The 20325-nt window shown below is 44.4% G+C and carries 14 protein-coding genes; 8 read left to right on the top strand and 6 right to left on the bottom strand.

Annotation, left to right across the window (positions count from 1 at the left end; genetic code table 11):
- From ACNQO6_RS11660 to kdpA, 4 genes are read right to left on the bottom strand one after another with little or no spacing between them, the layout of a single operon-like run.
- Positions 1 to 2649 (bottom strand): ATP-binding protein, encoded by a 2649-nt coding sequence (locus ACNQO6_RS11660; RefSeq protein WP_440209050.1) that lies wholly within the window; start codon positions 2647 to 2649, stop codon positions 1 to 3.
- Positions 2650 to 2662: 13 nt separating this feature from the next.
- Entirely contained in the window at positions 2663 to 3274 is a 612-nt protein-coding gene (gene kdpC / locus ACNQO6_RS11655) for a potassium-transporting ATPase subunit KdpC (protein WP_440209049.1), read from the bottom strand.
- Between the two features lie 9 nt (positions 3275 to 3283).
- On the bottom strand, positions 3284 to 5296 hold the full coding sequence (gene kdpB / locus ACNQO6_RS11650) for a potassium-transporting ATPase subunit KdpB (protein ID WP_440209048.1): 2013 nt from the start codon (positions 5294 to 5296) through the stop codon (positions 3284 to 3286).
- 16 nt (positions 5297 to 5312) lie between these two features.
- The gene (gene kdpA / locus ACNQO6_RS11645; protein ID WP_440209047.1) at positions 5313 to 7010 is read right to left on the bottom strand and encodes a potassium-transporting ATPase subunit KdpA; all 1698 of its coding nucleotides are present in this window, start codon (positions 7008 to 7010) and stop codon (positions 5313 to 5315) included.
- A 284-nt stretch (positions 7011 to 7294) separates the two neighbouring features.
- On the opposite strand from kdpA, the gene ACNQO6_RS11640 reads away from it, so the two are divergent.
- The 6 genes from ACNQO6_RS11640 (at position 7295) to tcuB (ending at position 14384) form a co-directional block, all read left to right on the top strand.
- Positions 7295 to 8224 (top strand): LysR family transcriptional regulator, encoded by a 930-nt coding sequence (locus ACNQO6_RS11640; RefSeq protein ID WP_005231507.1) that lies wholly within the window; start codon positions 7295 to 7297, stop codon positions 8222 to 8224.
- A gap of 278 nt (positions 8225 to 8502) precedes the next feature.
- Positions 8503 to 9813 carry an MFS transporter gene (locus ACNQO6_RS11635; protein WP_440209046.1) on the top strand — a complete coding sequence of 437 codons (1311 nt, stop codon included), beginning with the start codon at positions 8503 to 8505 and terminating at the stop codon, positions 9811 to 9813.
- Positions 9814 to 9899: 86 nt separating this feature from the next.
- On the top strand, positions 9900 to 10694 hold the full coding sequence (locus tag ACNQO6_RS11630) for a substrate-binding domain-containing protein (RefSeq protein ID WP_440209045.1): 795 nt from the start codon (positions 9900 to 9902) through the stop codon (positions 10692 to 10694).
- Between the two features lie 130 nt (positions 10695 to 10824).
- The gene (locus ACNQO6_RS11625; RefSeq protein ID WP_440209044.1) at positions 10825 to 11754 is read left to right on the top strand and encodes a LysR family transcriptional regulator; all 930 of its coding nucleotides are present in this window, start codon (positions 10825 to 10827) and stop codon (positions 11752 to 11754) included.
- 103 nt (positions 11755 to 11857) lie between these two features.
- Positions 11858 to 13270: an FAD-dependent tricarballylate dehydrogenase TcuA gene (gene tcuA, locus ACNQO6_RS11620; RefSeq protein WP_440209043.1), complete on the top strand. Its 1413-nt coding sequence runs from the start codon at positions 11858 to 11860 to the stop codon at positions 13268 to 13270.
- A complete protein-coding gene (gene tcuB, locus ACNQO6_RS11615) occupies positions 13254 to 14384 on the top strand; it encodes a tricarballylate utilization 4Fe-4S protein TcuB (protein WP_440209042.1) in 1131 nt (376 codons plus the stop codon). Before tcuA ends, tcuB begins: the two co-directional genes overlap by 17 nt.
- 135 nt (positions 14385 to 14519) lie before the next feature.
- On the opposite strand, the gene ACNQO6_RS11610 is transcribed toward tcuB, so the two are convergent.
- On the bottom strand, positions 14520 to 15137 hold the full coding sequence (locus ACNQO6_RS11610) for a TetR/AcrR family transcriptional regulator (RefSeq protein ID WP_440209041.1): 618 nt from the start codon (positions 15135 to 15137) through the stop codon (positions 14520 to 14522).
- A gap of 107 nt (positions 15138 to 15244) precedes the next feature.
- The gene (locus ACNQO6_RS11605; protein ID WP_343580220.1) at positions 15245 to 16639 is read right to left on the bottom strand and encodes a hypothetical protein; all 1395 of its coding nucleotides are present in this window, start codon (positions 16637 to 16639) and stop codon (positions 15245 to 15247) included.
- Between the two features lie 621 nt (positions 16640 to 17260).
- On the opposite strand from ACNQO6_RS11605, the gene mutS reads away from it, so the two are divergent.
- Both mutS and ACNQO6_RS11595 read left to right on the top strand, forming a co-directional pair.
- Positions 17261 to 19918 (top strand): DNA mismatch repair protein MutS, encoded by a 2658-nt coding sequence (gene mutS / locus ACNQO6_RS11600; protein ID WP_440209040.1) that lies wholly within the window; start codon positions 17261 to 17263, stop codon positions 19916 to 19918.
- A gap of 139 nt (positions 19919 to 20057) precedes the next feature.
- The gene (locus ACNQO6_RS11595; RefSeq protein WP_032866431.1) at positions 20058 to 20225 is read left to right on the top strand and encodes a hypothetical protein; all 168 of its coding nucleotides are present in this window, start codon (positions 20058 to 20060) and stop codon (positions 20223 to 20225) included.
- Positions 20226 to 20325 lie beyond the last annotated feature (100 nt).

The following is a 20325-nucleotide window of genomic DNA, read 5'->3' as shown; positions in this document are numbered from 1 at the left end:
TTAATCCTGATGAAGTGGTAAGCGTATTCTAATTAAAGTCCCTTGCGCATGAACTCCCGCTAAAGCTTCTATGCTGCCCATATGCGCCCCGATAATCGCTTTTACAATGGCAAGCCCTAAACCTGTTCCTGTTTTACCACGATCTCCACGTTGCATGGTATAGAACATATCAAAGATTTGTTCGCGCTCTTCTTCAGGAATGCCCATCCCTTGATCCATAATATCAATCTGAAGCGCGTTTTCCTCCTGCCGAATCCGTATTTCCACTGGCACATGATCTGGTGAAAACTTGGCTGCATTTTCGAGCACATTAAAAATCGCCTGTTCAATCAAGGCAGGATGCACATACAGTTGCGGCAAGTCTTCCGGAATCTGAACATCAATACTGACATGAGGTTGGTAGCGTTTCAGTCGCTCAGTCGCTGAACCAATCAGTTCTTCCACCGCAATCCAGTCGCGACTCAAGCTTAATCCCTGATGACCGAGCCGGGTCATATCCAGCAGGTTCTGAATATAGCGGTCCAGTCGTTCCCCTTCGACATGAATGGTGTCCAGTAAACTTTCACGATCTTCTGCGGACATCTGCCCGGCATAGTATTTCAGGCTATCCGCCGAACCGATCATCGCCGCCAAGGGTGAACGTAAATCATGGGAAACCGACGACAATAATGCCGAACGCAATTTTTCAGTTTCGGCGACAATGCGGGAGTTTTCCAACTGCAAAGACAACTGCACCCGCGACGTGGTTTGGGCAATATCATCGATCATCAGTTCAGCCAGCCGCTGCTGCTCAAAACTGATGGTGTCTGTGTTTTGACTAAACCGCAGTGCAATCACACCATAACCGCCGACCAGATTCAGCGGATTAAACCACCAGTCCGATTGGGTTAAGGTATTGGTAAACCGTCCACAGGCTTTGGCATTTTTCTGGGTCCAGTTTGCTGCAATCTGGTCTTTTTCATTTAATACACTGCTATCGCCTAATTCCTGCTCTCCGATTCTGAGCCAGACCGTGGCTGTTAAACAGCTCTCCAAATGTTGCTTGGCAACATTCATCACTTGCTCAATATCAACACAGCTAGACAGTTTTCGTTCCAATTCTTGGATTTGTAAGGAAACCGAATTTGCTGCACGTAAACTCAACACCTGCGCACGTAATTGATTGGCCAAACGCCCAACCAGCAAGGCCGAAATAATGAAGATGATGATGGTCATGACCCCACGCTCGGCACTAATTCGAAGCGTAAACCGGGGTTCAATAAATAAATAGTTATATAACAAGAAGCAAATCAGTACACTCAGAATGGTGATGAACATTCTGGCGCGCATCGCCACGATCAGCACGGTGACCACAAAGATTAAAGCCAGCTCGCTATAACCGATAAAATGATCACTCACGGTTGCCGCAATCAAGCCAAGTAAAACAATCAAAATGCTTTCGATCATCTCGCGCGGATTGAAAGCCAAGCCCTGTTCAAACCAGGATGAGCGGACATGATCGCCCTGTGACCTGGCCTGATGATTTTGAGTTTTTAACGGTTGAACAAAGGTAATCTCAAAAGGATGCTGCTTTTCTAACAGTTGATCGGCAATATGGTCAGAAAACAGACGTTGCCAGAGCGACTTGCTTGGACTTTTCCCCAATAAAATATTGGATGCACCATAATCATAGGCTGCCTGTAAAATGGTCGATGCAATATGATTGCTATACAGCAAATAGGTATCGGCCCCCAGTTTTCTGGCTAAATTAAAGGCTTTAGTCACGGCAAAGGCTTGGGTATTCGCGTTTTGGCTCTTTTGGATCGAGATTACGCTCCAGCTTGCATTGCGTCGTTCTGCAATACGATGCGTGCGTCGCACCAAATCTTCGGAAAATTCTGAACCGTCAATCGCCAACATGACATGATTTTGAATCGGGATGATCTGTCCCTGCGCAACAAACTTTTCCCGATAATCAATCTCAACCTGCCCTGCAACAGTCTGAATCGCCAAATCACGTAATGCGGTTAAATGGGCAGGCTTAAAAAACCCCTGTAATGCATGGGGAGCAACATCGGCTAAATAAATCTTGCCATGGTTCATCCGCTCTAATAGCTCAGGTACCGGCAGATCGACCAGACGAATGTCTTTCAATCGCTTGAATAATGCGTCGGGAACGGTCTCAGCCACCCGAATACCCGTAATCTGGTACACCACATCATTCAGGCTTTCCAGATGCTGAATGTTTAAAGTGCTATAAACATCAATTCCTGCATCCAACAGTTCATTAACATCTTGCCACCGAAATTCATGCCGGCTGTTCGGTACATTGCGATGTGCGAGCTCATCTACCAGCACGATTTCAGGCTTTATTTTAAGGATCTGGTCAAGATCCATCTCTTCCAATAGGCGACCTTGATATTCTAGCGCCTTTCTTGGAATTACATTGAGACCTTGAATCAGGCGCTCGGTATCAGACCGACCGTGGGTTTCAACCACGCCCACCACCACCTGCTGCCCTTGTTGCATCAGTTCATGGGCGCGGGTCAGCATGGCATAGGTTTTACCTACACCTGGTGCAGCTCCCAGGAAAATGGTCAAACGTCCAGACTGTTCACGTTGACTATGCGCCAACCATGCATCTGCTTTGTTATTGCGGTCAATCTGCATAAATGTGACTCTATCAACGAGATGTAGATGACAATTGATCTAAGGCCAGATTGAGCTGTAGCACATTGACCCGCGCTTGCCCATAGACACCGAACTGGGGCGGCTGAATCTGTTGTTGCACCAAATCCCGCAATTGTTGCTCTGCCAAATGGCGTTGCCCTGCTACGCGTTTCACCTGTAACAAGGCACTTTCAGGTGAAATGTCCGGATCAATCCCGCTGCCTGATGCAGTGATCATCTCATTTGGCACCTGTTGCTCTGAAATATGATGACGATGAGCAAATTGCACTGTTCTTTCCCTAATCTGTTTTTGCAACTCTGGATTGGAAGTTGCCAAATTACTGCCTGCCATTGCATCGACATTGTAACTTACTGCACTCGGCCGGCCATGAAAATATTGTTCACTGCTAAAAGGTTGTCCAACTAAACGCGAACCTACAATTGTTCCATTTAACTCAATCAAACTGCCATTGGCCTGTTTAGGAAAAATCAGTTGCGCGATAGAAACACTGGCCGTAGTGTACAAAAGTCCAGCCATTAAAAAGCCCACCAAAACAAGCCCCATACCCGGACGTAACATTGATTGAGCTTCGGTTGATAAGGGCAGATTTTCTAATGTATTCATTTTCATCTCCTAAATCCACAATGACACAACAAGGTCAATCAACTTGATCGCAATAAACGGAAAGATCACGCCGCCTACGCCATAAATCAGCATATTACGGCGCAACAGTTGCAAGGCACTGGCAGGTTTAAACTGTACCCCTCTTAATGCCAAAGGGATCAACATCGGAATAATCAAGGCATTAAAAATCAAGGCTGAAATCACCGCACTGCTCGGACTGCCAAGTTGCAGAATATTCAGCACCGCAAGTTGTGGAATGGCTACCGCAAACAAGGCAGGCAGGATCACAAAGTACTTGGAAACATCATTGGCCAAAGAAAAGGTGGTTAAGGCACCCCGGGTAATCAATTGCTGCTTGCCAATTTCCACCACATCAAGCAGTTTGGTCGGATCGGAATCCAGATCCACCATATTGCCCGCCTCTTTCGCGGCCTGCGTGCCAGAGTTCATGGCAAGACCAATATCCGCCTGCGCCAAGGCAGGTGCGTCATTGGTCCCATCACCCACCATCGCCACCAGTTTACCCGCTGCCTGTTGTTTACGGATACATGCCAGTTTATCTTCAGGTTTGGCCTCTGCAATATAGTCATCCACGCCCGCTTCTGCTGCAATCGCCGCGGCAGTCAACGGATTATCACCTGTCACCATGATGGTTTTGATACCCATCTCACGTAACAGTGCGAAGCGTTGTTTAATCCCTGATTTAATCACATCCGAGAGCTCAATCACGCCCAGAATGCTATGATTTGAAGCCACCACAAGCGGTGTCGCCCCTTTAGAAGCCACTTGTTCGACACGGGTTTTAAGCTCGATGTTGTCTTTGATCTGTTGATGGGTAAAGTTCAGAATGGCGTCGACAGCACCCTTTCGAATCTTTTGCCCATTGGCCAAGTCCACCCCAGATAAACGCGTCGAGGCACTAAACTGGATAAATTCTGCATCTTTTGGCTCCTGAATGCTTTCACCCAGTTCTTTCCCTAGACTGATGACCGATTTGCCTTCAGGGGTGGGATCCGCAAAAGAAGTCAGCATGGCTGCTTGACGCAACTCGGTGGCTGTCACGCCCGCCAATGGATAAAAGGCGGTAGCCTGACGGTCTCCATAGGTGATCGTTCCCGTTTTATCCAGCAACAGCACATCAATATCACCCGCAACCTCAACGGCTTTCCCTGACTTGGCCAAGACATTGGCTTTTAAAGCGCGGTTCATTCCTGCAATCCCGATTGCAGGCAATAAGCCCCCAATCGTGGTTGGAATCAGACATACCAGTAATGCGATCAGCAATACCATGCTGATTTTAATCCCGACCATAGACCCAATAAAAGGTAAGGTGATGACCACCACAATAAAGGTGATGGTCATGATGTTGAGCAAGATACTCAGTGCAATCTCATTCGGTGTTTTCTGGCGATTGGCCCCTTCAACCAAGGCAATCATACGATCCAGAAAGCTATGACCAGCTTCATTGCTGATACGAATAATAATCTCATCGGACAGAACCTTGGTGCCGCCAATTACCCCTGAACGATCGGTATGGGCTTCACGCAATACCGGTGCAGACTCACCGGTAACAGCCGATTCATTGATGGTGGCAAAACCCTGAATAATCTCACCATCCGCAGGAACAATTTCACCGGCTTTCACGATAACGAGATCATCTTTTTTGAGCAGATTGGCAGCTATGGTATTCGGTACCGCATTTAAATCGAGGATACGATTTGCGGTTAAGTTTTCACGGGCTTGACGCAATGATGCTGCTTGTCCGCGGCCTTTGGCTTCTGCAACCGCTTCTGCATAATTGGCAAATAACACCGTGACCAGTAAAATCAGACTGAGGATCAAGCCAAAACCAAGGCCGGCATGACCCAGCAAAGTCGCACCAATCGTTAGAATTGTTCCTACCCAGACACAGGCCATCACCGGGTTTTTAAAAGCATATTGTGGCAACAACTTATGAAAGGTCTGTTGAATAATTTCTTTATTCAAAATATCCATTTGTTGTGTCGCATTAGAATGTTTCATTGTGCTTGCTCCACACTTAAACTTTTAGGGATAAATAATCTGCAATTGGCCCGATCACCAACACGGGCATGAATTGCAATACGGTCAGAATCAGCACGATCCCGATTAAAGTTAAAGCGAAGGTTGGGGATTCGATCTGTAAAGAACCTTTACTTTCAGCAGCTTGCACTTTAGTTGCCAAACTGACTGCTATCAGTACAGGAATAATCAGTACGCTATAACGACCTGCCAATAACGCTACACTGGCACTCAGATTCCACCACAGCGTGTTATCGCCCAAGCCTTCAAAACCTGAACCGTTATTGGCATAGGCCGAGACATATTCATAGAACACTTGGCTAATGCCGTGGAAAGCTGGATTTGAATTCCCTGTCAGGGATGGAAAGGCAATCGCGATTGCGGTCAAGCCCAGGATCACCACAGGCTGTAACAAGATCACAAAAGCCAAAAGCTTGATTTCAGTGACTTCAATCTTGCGACCAAATAATTCAGGGGTACGCCCTGTCATCAAGCCTGCGATAAATACTGCAAGAAACAGATAAATAAAGAACTGTAATAGACCACAGCCGATCCCGCCCCAAATGGCATTGATCAGCATATTGCACAGTTCTACCAGTCCGGTCAGTGGTGAAGCCGAGTCATGCATCATATTGACTGAGCCATTATTCACTTGCGTGGTCAAACTTCCCCACAATGCCGATGCTTCGGCCCCGAAACGGACTTCCTTGCCTTCCATTAAGGCAGTATCTGGAATTAAGGAAGATTTTTCAGTCCACAGCGTCAACAAGGTTGAGGCCAGCGACATCAGTAACATGCTGCCAAAAATCATCCACATTAATTTCTTACGCTGGATAAAGCGCCCAAGCATGAACACCACGGACAATGGAATCAGTAAAATCGCAATCATCTCGATCACATTGGACAACGGCGTTGGATTTTCTAATGGCGCGCTGCTGTTCGGTCCATACCATCCCCCACCATTACTGCCTAACTGCTTAATTGCCACCATTGGAGCAACGGGTCCCAGTGGAAGATGCTGGGTTTTAACGTCTGCCGTTTGTTCCAGAACCTGTGCGGTTGGACCAGCAGATAAAGTTGCTGGAACGCCCTGGAATGTCAGCAACAAAGAAAAAATCAAGCCGAGTGGAATAAAGAACCGAAATAACGGGCGGATGAGATCCATCCAGTAATTTCCTAGATTGATCGTCTGCCAGTCTTTTTTATGTGCTCCGTCCTTAAGCCCCGATTGCAGAAACAAAGCCCTCAACATGGCGACCAGTAAGGCCAGTCCCATAATGGGCGACAAATACTGCAATCCCACAATCACGGTCATTTGCGATAGGTAAGACAGTTGCGCCTGCCCTGAATAATGTTGCTGGTTAGTATTGGTCAGGAATGAAATGGTGGTATGTAAAGCCAGATCCCAATTCATATTCGGAATATGATCCGGATTTAGCGGTAACCATGCTTGAGTCATCAAGATGGCGAGACTGGCTCCTAACAGTAAAGCATTACTGAGCATAAAAGCACCCAGATATTGTCGCCAGTTCATGCCGTTACGCTTGACACCGAGCACAGCATAAATCGGCTGTTCAATCCAGTTAAACAGCGCATCACTTTTCATTGGCTTGGCCTGCATCACATCGGCAAGATAAGTCCCGAGCGGATAAGCCAGCAGTAATGAAAGGACAAATACAGAGATAAATTCCCACATAGCAGATGCCATTTAATAATAGGTCAGCTTTAGTATGGAAATTGAAGGCGTAAATTCTCTATATTGAAAAAAGCCGAACTCGTAAATTTTGCGTAAATAAAAACCTATCCTGATTGATGAAAGAGGATCATCCTGTTTGTCTTTATTCTGCTATGAGCTCAAGGCAGGTATTGCTATATACTTGTCATACAACAGCGTAAACTCATCCTATTGATAATGCCCATCATATTGATTAAATTGCTTCACTGGATAACCGGACGCCCACATATAAAAGAATATATTTCATGGAAATCAAACAAATAAAGTATTTTTTAACGGTGGTTGAGGCAGGCAGCATCGGTAAAGCTGCGCAAAAACTCGATGTCGGTGCTTCTGCAATCAGCCAGCAGATTAGTAAGCTCGAACAAGAGTTAAGCATTCGCTTATTACAGCGGAATGCTTTTGGCGTCACTCCAACCCCCGCAGGTCTGGCCTTTTTAAAACACTCGCAACTCATTTTGCGTCAAGTAAACTTTGCGGTCGATGCTGCACATTCGGCACGACTTTCAGGCCATGTCAGCCTTGGTTTTCCACCGACCATTACTGCATTAATTGGCATCCCTTTAATGAAACTGATGTCTGAACGCTATCCAGATATACGTCTAGAAATTGTGGAAACGCTGTCAGGCAACCTGATTCAGTCGATTAACTCGCGTCAGCTTGATATCGCCATTATTTTTACCAATGAAATTGATAAGCAGTGGTCGATCCAGCCCTTGGTACGCGAGCAAATGTATTTGATGGCACGTAAGGAAGTGCTCGAGAAATATGGTCTTTCCGAATGTATTAAAAGCGGAATGATTCAGTCGCAGCAAATTGGCGATATTCCTCTGGTGCTGCCGCGGCAGCGTCATAGCTTAAGAAAGCTGCTTGAACATAAGATCGGACAACTGAATGTGGTCTATGAAATTGATGGGCTACACTTACTTATGGACAGCCTGATTCATCTTGAACTTGCCAGTGTTCGCCCCGGAAGTGCCTGCTTGCAAGAATATAAACACAAAATCCAATTACTAAAACTGATTGACCCTGAAGTGGAGCGGATCAATTATCTGGTCAGCCTTGCCGAAGAAGAGCTATCACCTGCTGCACTTGCTGCAAAATCAGCAATTAAAGCCTGTGTCAAAGAGCTGATTCAAAACCAGATTTGGCCGTGTTCTGAAATTATTTTATAAATAGTCATTAATTTTATTAAATACCTCATTAATTGTGCCCTCTCACTCCCTCCCGCTGTTTGAGATTACATTTTCATCTGAATGATAAGTGAATTTCTGTTTATCGACTTATAGATGTGTAGTTTGAACTGGAAACAAGGCATCACATTTCTACCAAGGATACCTTTAAATCTCATCTCTAACCCATTTCCTATTTGGGTTTATTGAATGAGTTAATTTTAAAGGTCTCAATTGAAAATCGTGAATGTTTCCATTTTGTCAGGCCAAGGAGGTCTCCAATGGATGTCGTGAATAACCGTAGGGCTACTTTTAAAAAAATATTAAATGTAACGAGTGGCAACTTTTTAGAACAGTACGATTTTTTTCTTTTTGGTTTCTATGCCACTTATATCGCAGCAAAATTTTTCCACTCTGAAAATGAATATGTCTCTTTGATGATGACCTTTACCGTATTTGCTGCGGGTTTTCTGATGCGGCCTCTAGGCGCTATTTTCTTGGGCGCTTATGTCGACAGAGTGGGTCGACGTAAAGGTCTCATTGTGACTTTAAGCCTGATGGCCATCGGGACCATCTTAATTACTTTCGTACCAGGTTATGAAACCATTGGTATTATTGCGCCAATTCTGGTGGTGATTGGACGTCTATTACAAGGCTTCTCGGCCGGTGTGGAATCAGGCGGTGTATCAATTTATCTGGCTGAAATCGCAACCGATAAAAACCGCGGATTTATTACCAGCTGGCAATCTGGCAGCCAACAAATTGCGGTTGTTTTTGCCGCATTACTGGGCTATTGGCTTAATACCATCCTAACCACGGCTCAAGTGGGTGAATGGGGCTGGCGTATTCCGTTCTTAATTGGTTGCTTGATTATTCCGTTAATCTTCTTGTTCCGTCGTACTTTAGAGGAAACTGAAGACTTTAAAGCGCAAAAAACGCATCCATCGACCAAAGAAATTTTCAGCACGCTTGCGAGTAACTGGCGCATTGTACTGGCAGGCATGATGATGAGTGCGATGACCACAACGACTTTCTACTTTATTACGGTTTACACCACAGTGTATGCAAAACGTACTTTAGAAATGTCGGTAACCGACAGTCTTTTAGCCACCGTATTTGTGGGTTTATCCAATTTCTTCTGGTTACCAATGGGTGGCTTGCTATCAGACAAAATTGGTCGCCGTCCAGTGTTAGTTGGTATTACGACTCTTGCGATCTTTACCACGTATCCGGTTTTAAGCTGGTTGGTCAGTGACATCAGTTTCTCAAACCTACTGATTACGCTTGCTTACTTCTCGTTCTTCTTTGGTATGTACAACGGCACCATGGTCGCAACGCTTGCAGAAGTAATGCCGAAACGTGTACGTACCGTTGGCTTCTCTTTAGCGTTCAGCCTTGCAGCCGCGATTTTTGGTGGTATGACGCCAATGGCTTGTACCTTCCTTGTTGAAAATACCGGTAATGCCAGTACCCCGGCGTTCTGGCTGATGCTTGCTGCGGTTTGTAGCCTCATCTCAAGCTTGTATCTATGTCGCGGTTCTCAACAGAAAAATACTGACGCGATTGCTGAGCCTGTCAAGGCGAGCGCTTAAAACAACAACTTCACCTGAAATTTTAATGAACAGTACGGCAGATCTTAGGTCTCCGTACTGCACGCTCCTGACATTAGTGAGATCCTATGAAAACGTCCCCTCTCTTCATGACCCTTTGCCTAACTGGTGCAGGCTTAGGCTCAACGCTTGCTTACGCAGATACACTCGAAGTGATTAGTTCAGGCGGTTTTTATTCATCTATGGAAAAACTCATTCCAATATTTGAAAAGCAAACTGGTCACACGGTTCATCTTTCATCTGGTTCATCCATGGGTGCATCACCAACGGCTATTCCAAACCGCCTTGACCGTGGTGAACGTTTTGATGTGGTGGTGTTGGCGGCGCCTGAACTGAACAAGCTTGCAGAAAAGGGTTATGTAGACCCAAGTTCACAACGTGCTTTAGTCAATTCAAGTATTGGTATGGCTGTACCTAAAGGTGCACCAAAACCGGATATTAGCTCTGCGGCAAAGTTTGAAAAAGTTTTACTCAATGCCAAGCACATCGGCTATTCCGCAAGTGCGAGCGGCACGCATCTTGAAAAAGATGTTTTCCCAAGTTTCCCACCTGTCGAATACAAAGTGATTGCTGATAAAGCAGAAAAAGTAGTCGGTGACCGCGTGGCAAAACGTATTGCCGAAGGTCAGTTTGATATCGGTTTTCAGCAAATCAGTGAAATCAAACCGTTTACTGGCCAATATGGTCAAGTTGATTTAGTCGGTCCAATTCCTGCGCCATATCAAAAAGTCACTGTATTTGCAGCGGGCATTAGTAAAAACTCGGAACATGCAAAAGTCGCAAAAGAACTTATTCAATTTGTGAAATCGCCTCAAGCCACACAAATTATTGAACAACAGGGGCTTGAGCAGGTTAAACAATAAAAGCGTTAACAGGCAACATCTTGAGGTGATGTTGCCTGTTAACTTTGGACGTTTTACTGAGACGATAGAACAGAATCTATGTGACAAAGCAGTGTAGAATTTATCCATAAAGGACAATGTAGTATTTGCCGTGGAACTCAAACAACTCAAGTATTTTATTGCAGTGATCGAGACAGGAAGCTTGGGTAAAGCTGCAAAAAATCTCGATATTGGAACTTCTGCATTAAGTCAGCAAATCTCAAAATTAGAAAGTGAGCTTTCTATTCGCCTTTTACAACGTACTGCTCTGGGTACGGTTCCCACCCCTGCGGGTTTAGCTTTTTTTCAACAAGTTCAACTGGCGCTTAGGCACTTAGACCATGCCGTAGATTCTGCACACTCTTCACGTTTAAGTGGTCATGTCACCGTCGGTTTTTCGCCAAGTGTTGCGTCGGTTATTGGCACCCACTTTTTGAAACTCATGCGAAACCGTTATCCCGACATTAAAGTCCGTTTAATTGAAGGCTTATCGGGTGACCTCAAAGCCTTGGTCAATGCCAGGCAGCTCGATGTTGCGATCATCTTTAGTGACGATGTCGACCCACAGTGGGCCATACAGCCCTTAGTCAAAGAACAGATGTTTTTAATCTCACCTAAAGATGTGCTGAGCCAGTACCAGCTTGAAAGCTGTATAGACACTCAAACCATTACCCATTCACAGCTTAAACAGCTTCCCCTAATTTTACCGAGCCAACGACATGGACTGCGCTTGTTGCTCGAACAGAAAATTCATCAGCTTAAAGTGGCCTATGAAATTGATGGACTGCATTTGTTAATGGAAAGCATTAGCCAACTCGAAATGGCAACCATCCAACCTGCGGGTGCCTCATTAAACTCACGGCAAGACCTGTGTTTGCTACGCGTTGTAGAACCTGCCATTGAGCGTATTAACTATTTAATTAGCCTGTCTGAAGAAGAGCTCTCGCCTGCTACTTTAGCTACGAAAGTAGTGATTCGTGCTTGTGTGACCAACCTGATGAATGAAAAACGCTGGCCTGGTGCTGAGCTTATAAACACTTAAGCCATTAGTGTTTATTTTTACTAAACACCTATTCAAGCTTAGCCTCTCACTTCACCGTCCCTTTTAAAGCTACATTAGCCCGAGCTGAGAAAGGGAGAAATCCATGCATGATGTGATTGTAATTGGGGGTGGGAATGCCGCACTGTGTGCCGCGCTCACGGCAAAAGAAAGTGGTGCGTCTGTGATTGTCATAGAAGCAGCACCTAAAGAATGGCGTGGTGGTAACTCACAACACACGCGTAACCTTCGCTGCATGCATGATGCGCCTCAAGATGTATTAGTCGATGCCTACCCAGAAGAAGAATATTGGCAAGACCTGCTTAAAGTCACTGCGGGCAAAACCAATGAGCACTTAGCCCGTCTGGTCATTCGTAGCACGGCGACCTGTCGTGACTGGATGCGTAAACATGGCGTCAATTTTCAGCCGCCACTATCGGGTGCTTTACATGTTGCGCGTACCAATGCCTTTTTTATGGGTGGCGGTAAAGCCCTCATGAATGCGTATTACCGAAGTGCCCAAGAACTTGGTATTGAGATTTTATACAACACAAAAATTAAAGACCTCAAGTTAAACCAAGGACATTTTGAAGCTGCAATTGCGGAAGATGGTCGTGTATTTAAAGCGAAAAGCTGTGTATTAGCCGCAGGTGGTTTTGAGTCAAATCTGGAATGGTTAAGAGAAGCATGGGGACAAAATGAAAACGGTGAATGGCCTGCCGATAATTTCATTATTCGCGGAACCCGCTTTAATCAGGGCAACTTACTCAAATTTATGATCGATCAAGGTGCCGATATTATTGGTGACCCATCACAATCACATTGTGTCGCTGTAGATGCACGCGCACCGTTATATGATGGCGGCATCTGCACCCGTATTGACTGCGTTTCACTGGGAATTGTGGTCAATAACAAAGCCGAACGTTTTTACGATGAAGGCGAAGACTTCTGGCCAAAACGTTATGCGATTTGGGGCCGCCTTGTTGCCAAACAACCGCAGCAAATTGCCTATTCGATTATTGATTCAAAAGCCATTGGGCGCTTTATGCCACCTGTGTTTGCGGGTGTAAAAGCAAATAGCATTCAAGAACTGGCCGAAAAAATCGGGCTAGATACAAAAACCTTCTGTCACACCGTAGCAGAATTTAACCAAGCCTGTGTGCAAGGCAGCTTTAACCATACGGTTTTAGATGATTGCAGCACCGAAAATATTGTTCCCAACAAGACCCATTGGGCCGTTCCGCTTGATCGCCCACCCTTCTATGCCTATGCACTTAAACCCGGCATTACCTTTACCTATTTAGGCTTAAAAGTCGAAGACGATGCTGCGGTACGTTTTAAAAATAAAGCCAGCCGCAACCTGTTTGTTGCAGGTGAAATGATGGCAGGTAACGTACTCGGTCAGGGTTATACCGCAGGAGTCGGCATGTCGATCGGCACAACCTTTGGACGCATTGCCGGAAAAAATGCAGCCCACTATGCACTTTCACAAGGAGTTGAACATGAATGCTCATACTAAAGCCCTAATTCCAGTTGTTCAGCTCTCTGACCATGAGCAGGAAGTTCAAAGAGCCCTACAGATTTGTAATGCTTGTCGTTACTGTGAGTCATTTTGTGCTGTATTTGCGGCCATGACCAAGCGCCTTGAGTTTAATCACGCCGATATTCATTACCTCGCAAACCTGTGCCATAACTGTGGTGCATGTTTACATGCTTGCCAATATGCCCCGCCGCATGAGTTTGGTGTCAATATTCCAAAAGCGATGGCGCAAGTACGTTTAGAAACTTATCAAGAATTTGCGACGCCTCAACCTCTAGGCCGACTGTATAAGTCTGTGGGTATTCCTTTTGTCTCGGCGTTATCACTTATTTTCTTTTTGTGCATGTTCGCTGTTGTGTGGTACAGAGGCACTGACCTGTTTGCAGGCTATCAAGGTCATTTCTATGCGATTTTCCCGCATAACTTTTTAGCACTATTGTTTGGAGCGACCTTTACAGTTGCAATTGTTTTACTCGGCATTGGAATTAGCAAATTCTGGCGACAGACGTCTAAAGTTATTCACGGCAAAGTTGAGAAACCCGACCTAGTTCAAGCCACCCAGAATGTTTTAACGCTTAAATATTTAGATGGTGGACATGGCAAAGGCTGTAATGAGCAAGATGACCGTTATACACAAATCCGCCGCGTGTTCCATCACCTGACCTTTTATGGCTTTATGCTCTGCTTTGCAGCCACAGGCGTAGCGACTTTATATCACTATTTCCTTGACCTACATGCACCTTATGCTTTCTTTAGCTTGCCTGTTATTCTAGGTACGTTGGGTGGGTTCGGCTTAGTGATTGGGCCATCGGGCTTGCTTTATTTAAACCTTAAACGTCATCCATTACATGGTGACCATGAGCAAAAACCTGTAGATCGAGGCTTTATTTTCCTTCTACTTATCGTTAGCGCTTCAGGGCTAGCACTCATGGCATTTCGTAATACCCCTTATATGGCACTTTTACTGATTTTTCATTTAGCCACGGTCATGACGTTTTTTATTACCATGCCCTTTGGAAAGTTCGCACATGGTTTTTACCGTAGTGCAGCTTTACTCAAATTTGCCATTGAAAATAGGCTAACAAAACAATAAATCTGTATATGAATATAGGGCATGCATAACACATGTCTTATATTCAGCCATTCAGCGCCAGACCGAGAAGACTGTAGAATTGATTAGCAAGTGCTTAAATTAGCTCAAGTAAACGCAAACTGGCAGATAGACCTATCACTTATAAATTTCATTTATTTTAAAATTAATACCGCCTTCAATATAATCTTTTAAGTATTTACCCAGCAAACGATGATCCTTGACCTTAGTCGGCCAGAAATGTTCCAGACCAATATCACTGATTACATTTAGAATGATATTAAATGTAAAAAGGACTTTAAGCGAAACTGCATCGGGTTCGGCATCAGGTAAAGCCCGCTGTAATAACTGCACTGCTTTATTCGAAATCGGGACAAGCGTGTTGGCAACGATCCGTCGCCCTTCATCTCCTGCACTGATCGTTTTTGAAAAAAACTTGATGTAATGTATTCCGTTCTCCTGTAAAAGAATTTTGACCATGGGTTTCATCAAAGCATCGACAACATCAGCAACTTGTACCTGATCTGGATGAATGCTATTTAACAAGGCCAAACTTTCTGTCACATAAGGTTGCATGACATGATCCAATGCAGCTTCGACCAGCCCCCATTTCGATTTAAAGTGATAATAAAGCGCTGATTTGTTTGCAACACCTGCTGTTTCATTAATCTTCTGCACCGATAGGGTTTCAATATTATTCTGTGAAAAAAGAACTATCGCTGCTTCTATCAGTTTTTCTTTAGTTTGCTTACTCATTCAATTCTTCACGCAACCGTCCAAACCTATCCGGAGAAATATCGGGCCAGTCCAAAAATAAACCAATCTATTCCAGATTGGTTTATTGTTCCATGCTGGCTTATGCCCTAAGAACAGCCTTTAGTTTCAAAAGCTTCCTTGGAAGTATAGTTTATATCGGGTAGATAATCACCCATCACCGCCTTTTCCTCTCCCCACGCTTTTACATTCTGTACAGCCTGTTTAAATTCTGGATTCGGTAACAGATTACGCATGATGAAAATACCAAAATCAGCATGACCAAATGCCTTACCGTCTTCTGCCATATAGCCTGAACCACGTGGGCTTAATTCAAGGAAATATACTCCGCATTCTTCTCGCGCATTGGCTGGACGGTCTTCTGCCAATGAAGCAACAATGGTATAGAAACCATCTTTATCAACTTTCTGGATGTTCTCATCATATAAACAATAATTAGTTGCCGTACTGATGATTTCATTGGTACAGATCGACCAATACCGCACATCAGTTTTTTGCACAAATTGATCATTATTAAAGGTTTTTTCTGTATTCGGAACTTTACCCCGAAGCTCAATCACTTTACCTAGACGTCGGCTAGTGGTTGCAAAAACATATTCATTGTCAGGCGTGGCCCAATAGTTCAGCTTAGGTGTTACGCTTAGCCCTTCACATTTATCCAGCGGCTGTTTAGTGACCGGATCAAATTTATAGGTACATTTAAAATTATCCAGCCCACTAAATGCCTTATACCATTTTGGTTCTAACTGAGCGGGAAAACCGGTATATCTATTTTGGTTAAAAGCAGCCAGAGTGGCGGCCAATGGCAGGCTTGTTGTACGGTCTATCGGACCTTTTTTCACCTGTAAAATATTGCACACCTCTTGCCCGTGTTTAACTTCACCACTTGCAAGCTGTACTTTAAACCGGGGAAAACTGACATTACCTTTTTCATTCATATTTTTATTAGGTACATAGACCCGATATAGAATTGCAACCTTATTGTCAGCAGTTTTAGGTGCATAAAGGGTATTTGTAGCAGGCCTTTCTGGTAAGTCTGCCAATTGTAATTGTGTTGCGTAAGCACGCTCGTTACCTAACCGATTATTTCCCACAACAAAAGGATTTGTGGATCCTGCGTTTGGTACAATCGCCCGATCCAGCAATGAATTAACACGTTCACCTTGCGCAGTATAACTCACCAAAGAAAAATGACGTGAATATGGGTAATCTCCATCAATCATCACTTTAGCGCCTTCTGGAACGGTGAACTCTGATGACCAATAGCTTACATTTGAGTCAGGAAAAGCAAAGTTCAACGGGTCTTCCCCAGTATGGGTTTTACTGGTCACTGAATTTTGCCACATACAATCTGTTAATACTGAATCCGTATCAGATGGGGTACTTACCCGATTAGTATCATCACTCTCGTTACACGCGCTCAGGCTTACTGAACCGAGAACCACCAGTAATACGCCAACGTTTATTTTTTTTGATCTTTGCATCAGACATCATCCTTTTAAGCCTAATTATCAAACAGTTTTTTCATCATTGTTGTTATAGACCTTGCACAATCCCGACAAGGACTAATCTACATGGATTAAATAATAATCCACATAGATTAAATTGCAAGCATCTTTTAAAAATTCATGATTCACTTCATGTCAGCGTTTACGTGCTGCAGCACAATATCGATAGGATTTGAATCGTTCTAAACTGGGAAAGCATAAAAAGCATATAATAAGAAAGAGAATCAAAACTCTTTTATCTTTAGACCTACTTGGTTTTTGTCCAGAATATTTAAAGCTGAGTATTTATAAGCATGGCTAATCGCTGGAGCGCTCAACCTATTCTGATCGATAGCGTAAACAGACCCACCCATTTCCTTTTGTTGCTTATTTCTTCATTCCGCTTGGCAATCCTTTTTGTGAATTTCCATGGATTTGTTAAGATGAACGACGTGCACATTAAATCTCACTCCCATGCGCTTAACGCCATGTGACATAAAAAAGCTATACTTTTTTAACTAATTCGGTCAGATTTGCACAGAATGATGAGGATGAGTTAGATCACTCATCTTCCAGATCAGATTTATCTAACGATTAAGTTTCAAGGATTTAATACGAATGAACAGCGCTGAAATCATGGCTGACTTATCTTCCCATACCCCTATGATGCAGCAGTACCTTAAAGTCAAAACCGACTATCAGCATGCTTTACTGTTCTATCGTATGGGAGATTTTTACGAGCTTTTCTTTGAAGATGCTCACTTAGCAGCCAAATTACTGGGCATTACACTGACACATCGTGGTAAGGCCAGCGGACAACCGATTCCGATGGCGGGTGTTCCTTACCACTCAGCGGAAGGTTATCTCGCGCGTCTGGTTAAGGCTGGCCGTACGGTTGCGATCTGTGAGCAAGTCGGCGAGGTCACAGGCAAAGGCCCGGTGGAACGTAAAGTCGTTCGTATTTTGACGCCTGGAACCTTGACCGATGATGCCCTGCTGGGCAGCTATCAATCTTCAAATCTGGTGGCGCTATGTATTCAACAAAATCAGATTGGTCTGGCCTTACTTGATCTAAGTGCTGGTATTTTTAAAGTCCAGCAGCAGGACTATAAGCCAGAACAACTGGCGATTGAACTGGCACGTTTGATGCCGAGTGAAATCCTGATTGATGAAGATCTGATTGATAAAAACATTATTGAGCAAATCAAGAAAAATCTGGACTGCCCGATCACCAAGCGTCCAAATGTCGACTTTAACTTAAATAATGCGCATAAGACGTTATGTGACCAATTTTCAGTATCGACATTATCTGGATTTGGACTTGACCCATTCCCGCTTGCCAGAGCTGCCGCTGCTGCGCTGATTCATTACGCAAAAGAAACCCAAAAAACCGCGTTACCGCATATCCGTTCCATCCAGATTGAGCAAAGTACTGACTTTATTGCACTTGATCCGATTACGCGCCGCAATCTGGAGATCATTGAGCCTTTATTTGAACATGGCACTTCACTTTTTCAGCTCATCAATGATTGCCAAACCGCGATGGGTGGACGTTTGCTGAGCCGAACGCTGATGCAACCGATCCGTGACACAGCCATTCTCGATGCACGTCTTGATGCGACTGAACAGTTGTTAAAAGGTTTCCATGAAGCGCCTGTTCGTTTGGTATTAAAAGAAATTGGTGATATTGAACGTGTGCTCAGCCGTGTTGCTTTAGGCAGTGCCCGTCCCCGTGATCTGGTACAACTCCGTCATGCCTGTGCACAGATTCCGTTCTTGCGTCATGCCTTGGCGCCTGTATTAAAAACCCAGCAATCTAAATTACTTACACAGCTTGACCAAGAGCTGGGTGATTTTAAGAGCCTACATCAGCACTTAATGGCTGCGATTGTTGAAAATCCACCAGTGCTATTACGTGACGGTAATGTCATTGCTGAAGGCTATGATGATGAACTGGATGAACTCCGTAAAATTCGTGATCATGCAGGTCAGTTCCTGATTGATTTAGAAATTAAAGAGCGTGAACGTACCGGCATCAACACCCTGAAAATTGGTTATAACCGGGTCAGTGGCTATTATATCGAATTGACACGTGCGCAAGCTGAACAGGCCCCTGCCGATTATATTCGTCGTCAAACCCTGAAAAATGCGGAACGTTACATCACACCAGAATTGAAAGGCTTTGAAGATAAAGTGCTTTCAAGTGAGTCGCGCGCCCTCGCCCGTGAAAAGCTTTTATTTGAATCCTTGCTCGATGAATTACGTCAGAATATTGCGCATTTGCAAATGATGAGTGCCGCGATTGCACATATCGATGTATTGGCAAACTTTGCCCATCAAGCGCGATTAAACAGTTGGGCAAGACCAGAATTTACCGCTGAAACCTGCATCAAGATTCAAGCTGGTCGCCATCCTGTGGTCGAAGCATTAAATAAAGCCCCGTTTACGCCGAATGATACTTTCCTTGATCCACAGCATCGTATGGCGATCATTACCGGTCCAAACATGGGCGGTAAATCGACCTTTATGCGTCAGACGGCCTTGATTAGCCTGCTTGCTTACTGTGGCAGCTTTGTCCCGGCCAAAGCTGCAAAGCTGGGTTCAATTGACCGTATCTTTACCCGTATCGGTTCAGCGGATGATTTATCGACAGGTAAATCGACCTTTATGGTTGAAATGACCGAAACCTCACAGATCCTTCATCATGCCACCAGCCAGTCTTTGGTGCTGATGGATGAAGTCGGTCGTGGAACCAGTACCTATGATGGCCTTTCTCTGGCTTGGGCCTGTGTGGTTGACTTAACCAAACGGGTTAAATGCTTATGCCTATTTGCCACTCACTATTTTGAGTTGACTGAGCTGGGCGGTGAAGCTGGTATTGACAATTATCATGTCACTGCACAGGAACTGAATGGCAATCTGATTTTGCTACATAAAGTTCAGCATGGCCCAGCCAGCCAAAGTCATGGTTTACAGGTTGCGAAACTGGCCGGGATTCCTGCAAGCGTAATCAAGGAAGCCCAAAAGCGTTTAAAAATTCTGGAAAAGCAACAGCATCAGCATTTGCCTAGTAGCGTTCAGAATGACTTGTTCAGTTCTGTTGAACATGAAATCGAAACGCAGGTGATTGAGAAAATTGTTGAGGTTGAAGCAAAATCACCAGCCTTAGAGTTGTTACAAAATATTGATGTCGATGACCTGACACCACGTCAGGCATTGGAACAGCTTTATCAACTCAAAGCTTTATTCAAGACCAGTCAGACACTTGAAAGTTAACTGTACCCCCAATCAGCTCTGGTGTTTATGCTAGAGCTGATTTACACAGATACAGTTTAAACAAACAATCTCTCACCCATGAGTTGATTTGATCATGCTATTTCTAGATCAAATCTATCAGTCTATGGAGGAACATGTCATGTCTCGTGGCGATAAAACGGCTTATACCGCAAAACAGAAACGACAAGCCAAACATATTGAAGAAAGCGAGCTAGACCAAGGCCGCTCTCAGGAAGAAGCTGAACGGATTGCTTGGGCAACAGTGAATAAGCAAGATGGTGGTGGTCTCAAGAAAAAGCATAAATAAGCGAATTACGGCTGTAGTTGAGACTTATTATCAACAAAAGTCATATAAATAAGTCCATTTCATTGATACGAATAATAAATATCAATAAAAGGAATTGTTT

Source organism: Acinetobacter calcoaceticus, from assembly GCF_051947995.1.
Taxonomy (GTDB): Bacteria; Pseudomonadota; Gammaproteobacteria; order Pseudomonadales; family Moraxellaceae; genus Acinetobacter.
Note: the sequence above shows the minus strand (reverse complement) of the source record. Positions and strands in the feature narration are given on the sequence as shown.